Origin of the sequence: Streptomyces africanus (assembly GCF_030816955.1) — a bacterium.
Taxonomy (GTDB): Bacteria; Actinomycetota; Actinomycetes; order Streptomycetales; family Streptomycetaceae; genus Streptomyces; species Streptomyces africanus.
The window spans coordinates 2650581-2662651 of the sequence record NZ_JAUSYP010000001.1 but is presented as its reverse complement, the minus strand read 5'-3'; the positions used below and the strand labels follow the sequence as shown (position 1 = coordinate 2662651).

Here is a 12071-nt window from a genome sequence, read left to right as displayed (position 1 = left end):
GCCGGGCCCGCGGTGGGTCAGGCCACCGGGGTCCGGGCGTGGGCGGCGGCGACGGCGTGCGGGTCGGCGAAGACGCGCGGGTCGTCCCACAGCAGCTGGATGCCGTGGGCCCAGTGGTCCTCCTCGGCGTCGGCCTCTTCGCGCAGGGCCAGGATGCTGCGGGGGAGTTCGGCGGGCGGTACGGCCTTCAGCCAGGCGTCGAGCACGTCGAGGAAGGCCTTGCCGGTGCAGCCGTCCGCTCCGGAGCAGTCCTCCTGCCCCGAGCCGCAGCCGTCGCGCGACCAGACGATCACCGGGGCCGGCGCGGTGAGCGAGGTGTCGAAGTGCGGCCGGGTGCGGGAGGCGGCCGGGGCGGTGCCGAACCCGGCGAGACAGGCGCCGGGCTGCCGCAGCCGCATCCGCAGCCGCCCGGGCTCCTCCGGGCCGCCGCACTCCACGCGGTGCATCCGCGCGCCCGGCAAGGCGTCGAGGCGCTTCCAGGCCCGGGTCAGGACATGCCGGGTGCTGGCCTTGCGCCGGGCGTGGTCGGTGACGACCAGCGGGTAGACGCAGCCGAGCGGCGTGGCGTCGTCGGGGGCGCTCTCCCAGCGGTCGACGGGCCAGTCCAGCCAGTCCCGGGGCAACGCGAAGGCGACCAGCTCGTCGGCGCCGGGCGTCAGATACCGGAAGGCCGCCTCGATACGGTCCTGCACATAGGCGCGCAGCCGGTGCTGCTCGACCGTGCCGGAGTCCACCGGGTGCCGCCGCCCCTCGCTGTACGCGGACACCTCGACGCGGACCAGGTCGTCGCCCGCGCCGCTGTGCCCGAGTTCGACGAGGATGGGCGACCAGTCGGGCGCCGACGGCTCCATGGCCGGAGTGTGCAGCAGGGCCTGAAGCCGGTCGGCGAACCGGGACACCGTGCGGGCGGCGCCCGGGCCGTCGAGTTCGCACAACACGAACAGGGCCGCCGACCACAGCGAGTCGAACCCCTCCTCGGGCGGCGGCGGATCGAACGGGTCTGCCGCCGCCGTGTAGAGCCGGACCGGGTCGCAGTCCAGGCCCGCGCGGGCCGCCTTCTCGACCAGGGCACGCAGCCGGGCCCGGTCGGCGGTGGTGTGGTCCGAGGTGGGGACCAGGCTCTGGAGCGCCGGCCAGTAGCGGGCCATGACCTGGACGGGCATCATCCGGCCGGTGCGCACGTCCCGGGTGCCGGCCGCCGCCGTGACCATGCCGACGACCTCGCCGGTGTCGGCCAGGGTGACGGCGGCCCCGCTGAAGCCGGGGGCCAGGGGCTGGCCGCCCGGGTGCCAGGCCTCCAGCTGGAGCCACTCCCGTTTGATCAACTGGGGTGCGGTGACGCGGTATTCGGCGAGGGTGCCCTCGTCGAAGCCGGCCGGGAAGCCGTAGACGACGAGCTTGCGCGGTGCCGGGCCGTGCGCGGCGTCGGCCGGGGCCAGCGCGGCCGGGGCGACGGGCACCTCCTGGTCGAGTTCCAGCACGGCGAGGTCGCCGAGGTCGGTGCTGGAGCCGGCCCAGCCGCCGTGGGCGGCCACCCGGGCGGGCACGGGCGGGGAGCCGGGCCGCTCCGTGAACGTCACGGTCAGGCCCTCGCCGTCCCCCACGACGTGGGCGCACGTCAGCACCGTGCCGGGCGCGACCAGGAAACCGGCTCCGGCCACCCGGCCCCGTAACTCGACCCGGGCGTGCCACTCGGCGCTGTTCAGGACGCTCACCAGGGCGCTGTCCACGGCGTGGTTCATGACGCGGCGCCGGCCTCCGGGGTGGACGGGGGCTGCGGGGCGGACGGGGCCGGGGCCTGCGGCGCGGACGGTGTGTCCGGCGCGGACGGCGACCAGGTCAGTTTGACCACCAGGTGGCCCTCGGCGGTGCCCTTGGCGATGAACGCGCCCGTCTCCGCGGACAGTTTGACCCCGAACTCGATCTCCACACCGTCGGGCTTCAGCGAGCCGTCCCGGAACACCCGCAGCGCGGACTCCGCCGCCGAGCGCACCCCTTCCAGGGCGCCCTCGAAGGTGCGGGTCGCCTGGACCGTTCCGTCGCCCCGGGAGACCAGGCGGGAGCCGGACCGCTCCTCCACCGCCTCGACCGCGACCACGGCACCGTCACCGGTTCTGAACTCGACCAACCCGTCCATGACACCCCCGTGGATCCGTCGCGTTGGGCATATCCATTGTGACGGAAGGTACTTGATGGTGTGTGGGGGCACCACCTGACTTAGGGGCCCACGGTCCCCCGGATCACCCCCAGCTCCACCAGGTCCTGCGGCCGGATGCGGAGCTGGTCCGCCGTCGCCTCCACCTCGCGCGGCGGCCGCTTGAGGATGGCCGCCGCCAGCTCCGGCGCGATCACGGAGAAGTAACTGTCCGGCGTGGCCCAGGTGTTGCCGGGCGCGGCCAGCGCCAGCGCGCCGCCGGAGCCGCCCTCGCCGATCACCAGCGTCGTCACCGGGGTGCGGGCGCCGGCCACCGCGCCGAACAGGTCCGCGATCGCGGCGCCCGCGCCCTGCCGCTCCGCCGACGCGTCGTTGGCGGCGCCCGGGGTGTCCACGAGGGTCAGCACCGGGATGCCCAGCCGGTCCGCGAGGCGGATCAGACGGGCGGCGGTGCGGTAGCCGGCGGGGCGGGTCGCGGTCCCGGTCTGCGCGGCGTAGGCGACCGTACGGCCCTCGTGCGTGCCGAAGCCGCACAGCATGCCGTCCGGGTCCGTGCCGCCGCAGCGGTCGCCGCTGATCGCGGCCCGGTCGGAGAAGTAGGCGTCCAGGTAGGCGGCGGCGCGCGGACGCCGGGGCGAGCGGGCGCGCCGGACGGCGTCCCAGCCGGTGGCGGGCAGGCCCGCGTCGTCGCCGAGCGGATCGGGCGGCGGGACCGGCGTGCCGGACGGGCACGTCAGCAGCCGCAGCCACCGGCCCAGCGTCTCGCGCAGCTCCTCCGGCGGTACGACCGCGTCCGCCGCGCCCGCCGCGACCTGCGCCTCGGCCGTGTACGCCGCCGGGTCCGCGTCCGTCGGCCGCACCCGGGAGCCGGCGAAGCCGACCTGGGCCCCGGGCAGCGCGAGGACCACGTCGGCGCCCGCGCCCAGGGTGGCCCAGCCGCCCCCGGTGGTCGGATCGCGCACCACCGCGACCTGGGCGAGACCCGCCTCCCGGGTGAGCGCTGATTGCCGGGCCACGCGCTGGAGTTGGGTCAGCGCGAGCATGCCCTCCTGCATCCTGCTGCCGCCGGTGGCGACCAGTGGCACGACCGGGAGGCGGTGCTCCCGGGCGTAGGTGTAGGCCGCCTCCAGCCGGTCGCCGGTGCGTTCGCCGAGGGAGCCGCCGAGGAAGCCGAACTCGAACGCGATCAGCACGGCCCGGGTGCCGCCGACGCGGGCGGTGCCGCAGACCACGGACTCCTGCTCGCCGGTGCGCTCGGCGGCACGGGCGCGCAGGGCGTCGTAACCGGGCCAGCCGAGCGGACCGTCGGGCTTGGAGTCCCTTATGACGGCGGGCAGTTCGGCGAAGGTGGCGTCGTCGGCGAGGGCGTCGGCGACCGCGCGGGCGGAGAGGCGCTCAGTGGGGAGGCGCTCAGCCATGGGGCAGCGCCCGCTTCATGATCTTCCCCATGTCGTTGCGGGGCAGGGCGTCGAGGTGGTGGACGACCCGCGGGCGCTTGTGCGGGGCGAGCCGCTTCGCCACGTGGTCCGCCAACGCGTCGAGCGACGGAGGGGACTCGGGCTCCGCCGGGACGATCCACGCCACGATCCGCTCGCCCAGGTCGGCGTCCGGCTCCCCGGTGACGGCGGCCTCCCGCACCCCCGGGTGCTCCAGGAGCGCGTTCTCGATCTCCCCCGCCCCGATCTTGTAACCGCCGCTCTTGATCAGGTCGGTGGCCTTGCGGCCGACGATCCGGACATAGCCGTCGGGGTCGCGCACCGCCATGTCGCCGGTGCGGAACCAGCCGTCGGCGGTGAAGGCAGCGGCGGTGGCGTCGGGCCGGTTCAGATACTCGGTGAACAGGTTCGGTCCGCGCACCTGGATCTCGCCCACCGTCTCCCCGTCGTACGCGGTGACCTCCGAGCCGTCCTCCTCGACCAGCCGCAGCTCCACGCCCGGCAACGGCACACCGACCGTGCCCGGGCGGGCCTCGCCGTCGGCACGGACGCTGGTGTTCATCAGCGTCTCCGTCATGCCGTACCGTTCGATCACCCGCCGCCCGGTCGCCGTCGCGATCCGCCCGTGGTCGTGCACGGGCAGCGCGGCGGAACCGGACACCAGCAGCCGCGCCCCGGTCAGCGCCTTCACCAGCTCCGGGTCGCCGGTCACCGCCTCCGCGATCCGGTGGTACATCGTCGGCACGCCGAACAGCATGGTCGCCCCGGTGTTCAGCTCCCGGGCGACGCCCTGCGTGCTGAAGCGGCCCAGGTGCCGCAGCGAGCCGCCGCGCCGCAGCGGGCCGAGGGTGCCCAGGACCAGGCCGTGCACATGGAACAGCGGCAGGCCGTGCACGAGGACGTCGTCGCCGGTCCACTGCCACGCGTCGGCCAGCGCGTCCAGGGTCGAGGCGATCGCCCGGCGCGGGATGACCGCACCCTTGGGCGGGCCCGTGGTGCCGGAGGTGTAGACGATCAGGGTCGGATCCTCGTCCTCGCCGTGGGCCTCGGGCACCGGCCCGGTGCCGTGCACGTCGACGTCGAGCCGGGGCAGCTCCCCTACGGGGGCGGGGAGTTGGTCGTCCGGTGCCGTGAGCACGAGGTCGGGCGCGCTGTCGGACAGGATGTGCCCGAGCTCCTTCTCGCCCGACTTCGGGTTGAGCGGCACGGCGGGGACACCGGCGAGCAGCGCGGCGACGACGGCGACGGCGGTCTCCATGGTGGGGGTCGCCCACACGGCGACCCGCGTGGCCTCGCCGATGCGGCCCGTGAGTGCGCCGGCCGCGGCGGCGAGCTGCGCGTAGGTCAGGGAGCGCTCGCCGAACCGGAGGGCGGGGCGGTCGGACGGGGCGTCGGTCAGGGCCGGGAAGAGGGGGGTCACGCGTCACATCTCCTTAGCTGTTGCCTGCGGTTGTCCGTGGGCGGCGGAGCCGTCTATCCCCATCCGGGCACGACCATCACGAGCCAGGCCGCCGCCGGTACGACCGCCACCACGATCCCTCCGTACACCATCAGCTGCCGGAAGAAACGCTCGCGGTCCACGTCCGGCGCGGCGGCCAGGACGAGTGCGCCGTTCGTGGAGAACGGGCTGACGTCCACGACGGTCGCCGACACGGCGAGTGCGGCCACCATGCCGATCGCCCCGATCTCGCCCCGTTCCAGGAACGGCACGGCCAGGGGGATCAGGGCGCCCATGATGCCCACGGAGGAGGCGAAGGCCGAGACGAGTGCGCCGATGTAGCAGAGCAGGACGGCTGCCAGCAGGGGGATGCCGATGTTTCCTACGCCCTCGCCTGCCCAGGTGATCGTGCCCATCTCGTCGAGGACGCCGATGTAGGTGAGGACGCCGCAGATGAGGAGGACCGTCGGCCAGGCGATCTGGCCCGTCGCCTTGCGGCTGTCGTCCGGCCACAGCGTGCTGAGGAGGACGGCGAGGGTGATGGCGGTGAGGCCGGCGTCCAGGTCGAAGACGAGGACGGCGACCACCAAGGCCAGGAGGGAGGCGAGGGTGGCTGTGCGGGAGGGGGTGAGGTTCGTTGTTTCCGTGCTCGGCGTGGTTGCCGGGGACGGGGCGGTCCGCAGCCCGGCGGAGCGAGGTGCCGCTTTCTGTGGGACGGGCGCCGCCCCAGCAGCACGACTGCCCGCGGCGGGGGCGGGGCTGCCGCCCTCGTTGCCCGCGTCGACGTCCCGTTCGTCCACCGCCCCCTGCGCCCACAGCTTCAAGCCGCCGCAGACGACGAACACCACGCCCGCGATCACCAGGTTCGCCGCCAGGGACGCCAGGAACAGGACCAGCTCGTTGCCGGGCAGCTTCTCGCGTTCCACGATGCCGTTGACGATCGAGCCGTAGATGCTGATGGGGGAGAAGCCGCCGGCCTGGGCGCCGTGGACGACCATCGCGCCCATCAGCAGCGGGCTGATCCCGTACCGGGCGGCGAAGCTCAGGGCGATCGGGGCGACGATCGCCACCGCGGCCGGGCTGACCGCGCCGATCGCCGTGAGTGCGCCGGTCAGGGCGAACATCACCCAGGGGATGAGCGCCACCCGCCCCCGCACGAGCCGGACGGCGGCGTGCACCAGCCAGTCGGTGGTGCCGTTGGCGCGGGCGATCGCGAAGAGGTACGTGACGCCGACCAGGACGACGAACAGGTCGCCGGGGAAGCCGGCGAAGATGCCGTCCGCGTCGAGACCGGCGACGAGCCCGCCGACCCCGAAGGCGGCGGCGAAGGCGAGCGCGCCCATGTTGACGGAACGGGTGGTGGCGATGACGAACACCACGACGAGGACGAGGATGGAGATGAGTTCGGGGGACATACGGGCTCCCGTCTTTGGGCCCCGGAGCGGCTGGGAGCACCAGGAGAGTGGCCGAGTGGCTGAGCCACTTTGGGGTGCGTTGGCTGAAAGGGTGGGTGCGGCCCGCGCGTCCGTCAAGGGGGTGCGTAAGAATTGGTTCAGCCACTCGGCCACCGAGAGGTGCCGGTGTTAGGCTCCCGGCGAGAGGGGGACTCCGTGACCGACGCCTTGCGCCCCATGACCAAACAGCGCCTCTACGAGCAGGTACTGGAGCGCCTGCGTCAGTACGTCGCCGAGGGCGGCCTGCGCGCCGGCGACCGGCTGCCGCCCGAGCGCGATCTGGCCCAGCGGCTCGGGGTGAGCCGCGCCTCGGTGAAGCAGGCGATCGTGGTCCTGGAGGTCCAGGGCCTGGTGGAGGCCCGGCACGGGGGCGGCACGTACCTCGTGCGGGACAGCCTCGACACCGAGCCGGTCGAGCGGATGGTGGAACGCCGCCGGCGCCTGCCCGACGTCCTGGAGGCCCGGGAGGCGCTGGAGACGAAACTCGCCGAACTGGCCGCGGAGCGGCGCTCGGAGGAGGACCTGGCCGCGATGCGCTCGGCGCTCGCGCACATGTCGGAGGAGATCGCGGCGGGCGGTCACGGCGTGGAGGGCGACCGGCTGTTCCACGCGGCCGTGACGGCGGCGGCCCACAGCGCTCTGCTCGCGGAGTTCATGCGCTCCATCACCGAGCAGATCGCCGAGAGCCGCACCGAGTCCCTCCGCCAGCCCGGCCGCCCGTCCCGCTCCCTCTCCCAGCACCAGGCCATCCTCGACGCGATCGCCGCACAGCAGCCTCGCCAGGCGGCCACGGCCATGCGACGGCACGTGCGCACGGTGGCGAAGGTGCGGTTGCTGGACTGGGAGCCGGAGGAGTCCTAGGCGGTGGCCGCGCGCTCCCCCCGCTCCGCCACGTCCGCCACCACACAGCTGACGTTGTCCGGGCCGCCGGCCTCGTTCGCCGCCGTGACCAGGGCCTGAACCGTTTCGCCGGGGGCGGCGGGCGAGGCGAGGAGTTCCTGGATCCGGTCCTCGGGGACCACAGCGGTCAGGCCGTCGGAGCACAGCAGATAGCGGTCGCCCGGCAGCGTGTCGTGCAGGCGGAGGTCCGGGACCGTGGTGGCCCCGTCGCCCGTCAGGGCCTTCAGGAGGAAGGACCGCTGGGGGTGGGAGACGGCCTCCTCGGACGTCAGACGGCCCTCGTCGATCATCGACTGGACGACCGTGTGGTCGTGGGTGATCAGGAACAGTTCGCCGTCGCGCAGCAGATAGGCGCGGGAGTCGCCGATGTGCACCAGGGCCAGCCGTGAGCCCGTCCACAGCAGGGCGGTCAGGGTCGTGCCGATGTCGTCGGCGCCGTCGGCCACGTCCCGGACGGCCTGGGCCGCACCCCGCACCGCGTCCTCCAGGAGGTTGAGGACCCCGCCGGCCGGGATCTCGTCCGTGTCCAGGAAGCGCAGTGCCTCCACGGCGGCGCTGCTCGCGGGCGCGCCGGCCGGTCCGAAGCCGTCGGCGACGGCGAGCAGCCGGGTGCCCGCGTACGCCGTGTCCTGGTTGGCGGGGCGGACGCGACCGGTGTCCGAGTGGGCGGAGAAACGCAGTTCCAGCATGGCGGTGTCCTTTCCGGACTCGTCCGAGTCCGCTGTCAGGTGATCGACCAGGAACGCGGCGAGGTCCCGCCGTACCGCCGTCTGCGCCTCGACACGCGCCCAGTAGGCGCGGATCTCCCGGGCGGCGGCCGTGGAGTCGCGGTCGTGGAGCCGGCACACCTGGCGGATCTCGGCCAGCGGCATGCCCAGCCGCCGCAGCCACGCCACCAGCCGTGCCTGCTCCAGCTGCCCCACCGCGTAGTACCGGTATCCGGTGTCCGGGTCCACCCGGGCGGGCCGCAGCAGGTCCAGCTCGTCGTACAGGCGCAGTGCCTTCGGTGAGAGCCGGCACGCCTTCGCGAACGCGCCGATCGTCAGCATGTCCCGGTGCACCTCGCCACCTCCCTCGGGTTCCGCCACCGATGCTGGGGTCTCACCGAAGGTGAAGGTCAAGCGGGCTGTTCTGGTTCCGCCGGCGGTTGTTAGCCTGCCGGTCGATCATCCGATCGCACGAAGAGGGAGCCCTCTGTGCCCCGTATCGCACTCGTCACCTACGACTCCGGTCCCGAGCCCAGCAAGGACCAGGACCTTCCCCTGCTGGTCCGGGCGCTGAGGGACGCCGGTGCCGAGGCCGTTGCCGTGCCGTGGGACGCCCCCGACCCCGACTGGGGCGGCTTCGACCTCGCCGTGATCCGGTCGACCTGGGACTACAGCTGGCGGACGCAGGAGTTCGTGGCGTGGGTGGAGCGGTGCGGAACGCTGACGCGGCTCGCCAACCCGCCCGCGGTCGTGCGGTGGAACACGGACAAGCGGTACCTCGGGGATCTGGCGACTGCCGGCGTGCCCGTCGTCCCCACCCGGTACATCGCGCCCGGCGAGCCCGCCGACCTCCCTGACCACCAGGAGTACGTCGTCAAGCCCACCTCCGGCGCCGGCGCCCGTTTCGCCGCCCGCTACACCCACGACGAGCACGAAACGGCCCTACGACAGCTGAAGCGGATGCACGCCGAGGGCTTCACGGCGATGGTGCAGCCGTACATGCGCAGCATCGACTCCGCCGGTGAACGGGCCCTGCAGTTCTTCGGCGGGCGCCTGCTGCACGCCGGCCGCAAGGGCGCGGTCCTCGCGCCGGGCACACCGTACGACGCCGAGAAGGTCGCCCATCCCGACCTCCGGCCCTGGGAGCCGACCGCCGCCGAACTCGACGTCGCGGAGCGGGCGCTGGCCGCCGTCCCCGGGCAGCCGGAGCTGCTGTACGCGCGCGTGGACCTCGTCACCGGGCCGGACGGGGAGCCGTGCGTGATGGAGCTGGAGCTGATCGAGCCGAACCTGTTCCTGTGGCTGCACCCGCAGTCCGTGCCGAGGGTGGTCGAGGCCGTCCTGGCCGCCGCCGGCTGATCCCGCCGGGCGCTGCCGGCTCGGGGTCGGGCCTGGTACGGAGCATGTGATTCCCCCTCGTGTTCCCCCTATCCATCAGAAACCCCCCAGCCCTGACGGCCGGTGACGGCCACGCGCTGCAACAGTCCCCAGGTGAACTCCGCGACGACCTCCCACCGCGCCCCCTGCGCGTCCGGTGCGGTGAACGCCAGCCCCCAGCGGGTGGGGGCCGTGCCCTCCAGGGGGCGGGCCGGGGCGAAGGCGCGGGCCGCCTCGTCGACCGTGCAGGACCAGGGCGTGAGGTCGTCGAGCGTGCGCAGCTCGGGCCCCTCGGTGCCCGGGGCGCGGACCAGCCACTCGTTCCACACCGCTCCGTTCGGGGCGGTCAGCACCTCGAAGCGCAGGTCGGGCCAGAGCGGCACGGGCCACAGCCAGGCCTCGCAGTCCAGGTCGCCGATCCGGCGGGGCGTACGGGACTCGGGGGCGCCGAGGACCGAGCGGTAGCGGGACAGGGGCGCCCGGGACCGCGGGGAGCGGACCATCGCCTGCCAGCGCTTGTTGGCCTCGCGCATGTCCGCGAGGGAGGCCCCCAGCTCACGCCGGGCGTCCTCCACCGGGCCGGGGTTGTGGTCGGCCATGCGGCGCAGCAGCACCAGCTGGAAGTCGAGCGGGGTGAAGGGACTAGCGGGGCGCTTTCCGGAGGGCATGGGAACCATCGTCGCCCACGGGCGCGGTGCCCGGGCGGCGGCCGTCCGGCAGGAAGAGGACCGAGTTGACGTAGCGCGGGCCCCGCAGGACGTCGTACGGCAGGACGCGGCGCAGCAGGCCGTGCGAGACGACGTAGGAGGCGTGCGCCTGGTGCTCCTCCAGGGGGAACTTCGCCAGCGGCACCCAGCTGTCGCCGGGCAGGACCCAGCCGTCGTAGCCGAGCAGGGCCAGGTAGGTCACCACCGGGGCGATCGGCTGGATGCGGGATTCCAGCTCCACGAACAGGGCCGGGCGGTCGCGGGCCAGCAGGCCCGTCGCCCCGCGCAGGACCGCCGGCTCGTTGCCGTCCACGTCGATCTTGATGAAGCCGACGTTCCGCAGCCCCAGCTCGTCCAGCGTGACGCACGGGACGTCCAGCGCCCGGCCGTGGATGTCGCGCCGGACCAGCGACGACACGCCCCGGTCGCCCGAGTCGTCCGACGGCAGCCACAGGCGGGCGATGCCCGGGCGGTCCGAGGCCGCCGCACGGATCACCCGTACGTTCGGCGGGACGGCGGCCGTCAGCAGACGGGCCAGGTGGGGCACCGGTTCGATCGTCACCACGTGCTCGGCGCGGCCGGACAGCCGGTGCGTCCAGGGCCCGTACCAGCCGCCGACGTCCACCGCCGTACCGCAGTCCGGCGGGCACAGCTCGGCGAGCCGGGCCAGCTCCGGTTCGAACCGGGGGTAGAGCGCCCGGGCCGTCGCGGCCACCAGGCGGGCGGGCAGGAGGGGAGCGAGCCGGGCGGCCAGGCTGGTCATGGCGTCATCCTCTGGAGAAGTTCCTCGTGCTCGTCGTCCGGGACCTGCTCGCCCGAGGACGGCAGCAACTGCGGAATGCCGTCGACGATCGGATAGCGGCGGCGCAGACGCGGGTTGTACAGCGCCTCCTCCTGCCCGGCCTCCTCGGCCAGCAGATGCAGCGGGCCCTTGTCGAGCGGGCACGCCAGAATCTTCAGCAGCGGGTCGTCGGGCTTCATGGGGATGCCAACTCCTTGGCTGGTGCGGTGGGTCGGGGAGCGGGGTCGTGCTTCGGCATGGTCAGCAGCACGGCGACCGCCAAGGCCGTGCCCGCCACCCGCAGCGCGAGCCGCAGCGGCTCGTCCGGCAGGGCCTCGCCGAACGACAGCGTGCCGAGCACCGCCGTGAACAGGGACGTCACGGTCGTGCACACCGGCACGATCAGCGAGGCCCGGCAGCGCTGGAGCGCCGCCTGCGACATCACCAGGCCGAACACACCGGTGAACAGCAGCAGATACGGATACGGGGAGCTGAGCAGGTCCAGCACCGCGCCGCCGATGCCGCTGGTCGTCAGACGGCTCGACACGCCCTTGATGGCCAGCGAACTGACGCCGTACAGCAGGCCCACCGCCACGCCGTACTCGACGCCGGTCGTCGGCCGCCGGTGCCGGTTGCGGGCCCGCCGCTCGGCGGAGCCGTACAGCCACAGCCCCGCCGCCAGCGACGGCACGCACACCAGCAGGATCAACGGGTACGGCGCCTCCTGGCTGACGGTGTCCGAGCCCTCGCGCAACGACAGCACCACCATCAGCAGCGCGAGCAGGATCGCGGCCAGCGCGTACCGCTCCCGGCCGCTCGTCTCCTCCCCGAGCAGCCGGGCCGACAGCAGCACGAGCAGCACCAGACCGGAGACGAAGATGCCCTGCGCGGCGGCGATCGGGAGGGTGCGGTACACGACGAGCTGGGCGCCGAAACCGGCGGCGAGGGCGAGGGAGCCGCCGATCCACAGGGGGCTGCCGAGGACCAGGCGCAGCAGCCGGGCCGGCTGCCGGATCGTCACCTCGGGCAGCGCGGTGAGCGCCCGTTTCTCCAGCACGAAGCCCAGGCTGTACAGGGTGTTCGCCAGCAGCGCCGCGGCCACTCCCCACCACATGG

12 protein-coding genes are annotated in these 12071 nt (G+C 74.0%); 2 read left to right on the top strand and 10 right to left on the bottom strand.

The genetic code is table 11. The features are described from left to right. Positions 1 to 17: 17 nt before the first annotated feature. The 5 genes from QF034_RS12355 to QF034_RS12335 all read right to left on the bottom strand — a co-directional run bounded on the left by QF034_RS12355 (position 18) and on the right by QF034_RS12335 (position 6444). Entirely contained in the window at positions 18 to 1742 is a 1725-nt protein-coding gene (locus tag QF034_RS12355; protein ID WP_307174996.1) for a VMAP-C domain-containing protein, read from the bottom strand. Next, complete coding sequence (locus tag QF034_RS12350; RefSeq protein WP_307174995.1) at positions 1739 to 2137, bottom strand: CU044_2847 family protein; 399 nt, start codon at positions 2135 to 2137, stop codon at positions 1739 to 1741. Before QF034_RS12350 ends, QF034_RS12355 begins: the two co-directional genes overlap by 4 nt. An 80-nt stretch (positions 2138 to 2217) precedes the next feature. Next, a complete protein-coding gene (locus QF034_RS12345; RefSeq protein WP_307174994.1) occupies positions 2218 to 3573 on the bottom strand; it encodes a carboxyl transferase domain-containing protein in 1356 nt (451 codons plus the stop codon). After that, complete coding sequence (locus tag QF034_RS12340) at positions 3566 to 5011, bottom strand: acyl-CoA synthetase (protein WP_307174993.1); 1446 nt, start codon at positions 5009 to 5011, stop codon at positions 3566 to 3568. The genes QF034_RS12345 and QF034_RS12340 overlap by 8 nt, the downstream gene beginning before the upstream one ends. 53 nt (positions 5012 to 5064) lie before the next feature. After that, positions 5065 to 6444 carry an SLC13 family permease gene (locus tag QF034_RS12335; protein ID WP_307174992.1) on the bottom strand — a complete coding sequence of 460 codons (1380 nt, stop codon included), beginning with the start codon at positions 6442 to 6444 and terminating at the stop codon, positions 5065 to 5067. Between the two features lie 195 nt (positions 6445 to 6639). On the opposite strand from QF034_RS12335, the gene QF034_RS12330 reads away from it, so the two are divergent. Then, positions 6640 to 7344, top strand: a complete 705-nt coding sequence (locus tag QF034_RS12330; protein ID WP_307174991.1) for a FadR/GntR family transcriptional regulator — start codon at positions 6640 to 6642, stop codon at positions 7342 to 7344. Here the strand turns inward: QF034_RS12330 and QF034_RS12325 are convergent. Further along, complete coding sequence (locus QF034_RS12325) at positions 7341 to 8432, bottom strand: MerR family transcriptional regulator (protein ID WP_307174990.1); 1092 nt, start codon at positions 8430 to 8432, stop codon at positions 7341 to 7343. The genes QF034_RS12330 and QF034_RS12325 overlap by 4 nt on opposite strands. A gap of 147 nt (positions 8433 to 8579) precedes the next feature. Here QF034_RS12325 and QF034_RS12320 point away from each other — a divergent pair, with 147 nt between their 5' ends. Continuing rightward, positions 8580 to 9449 carry an ATP-grasp domain-containing protein gene (locus QF034_RS12320; protein ID WP_307174989.1) on the top strand — a complete coding sequence of 290 codons (870 nt, stop codon included), beginning with the start codon at positions 8580 to 8582 and terminating at the stop codon, positions 9447 to 9449. Between the two features lie 68 nt (positions 9450 to 9517). Here QF034_RS12320 and QF034_RS12315 read toward each other — a convergent pair whose 3' ends face one another. The 4 genes from QF034_RS12315 to QF034_RS12300 are packed head-to-tail and all read right to left on the bottom strand — an operon-like array spanning position 9518 to position 12057. After that, entirely contained in the window at positions 9518 to 10144 is a 627-nt protein-coding gene (locus tag QF034_RS12315) for a hypothetical protein (protein WP_307174988.1), read from the bottom strand. After that, positions 10110 to 10937, bottom strand: a complete 828-nt coding sequence (locus tag QF034_RS12310) for an FkbM family methyltransferase (RefSeq protein ID WP_307174987.1) — start codon at positions 10935 to 10937, stop codon at positions 10110 to 10112. The genes QF034_RS12315 and QF034_RS12310 overlap by 35 nt, the downstream gene beginning before the upstream one ends. Continuing rightward, complete coding sequence (locus tag QF034_RS12305) at positions 10934 to 11155, bottom strand: Trm112 family protein (protein ID WP_307174986.1); 222 nt, start codon at positions 11153 to 11155, stop codon at positions 10934 to 10936. The genes QF034_RS12310 and QF034_RS12305 overlap by 4 nt, the downstream gene beginning before the upstream one ends. Next, positions 11152 to 12057, bottom strand: a complete 906-nt coding sequence (locus tag QF034_RS12300) for a hypothetical protein (RefSeq protein ID WP_307179862.1) — start codon at positions 12055 to 12057, stop codon at positions 11152 to 11154. Before QF034_RS12300 ends, QF034_RS12305 begins: the two co-directional genes overlap by 4 nt. Positions 12058 to 12071: the final 14 nt, after the last annotated feature.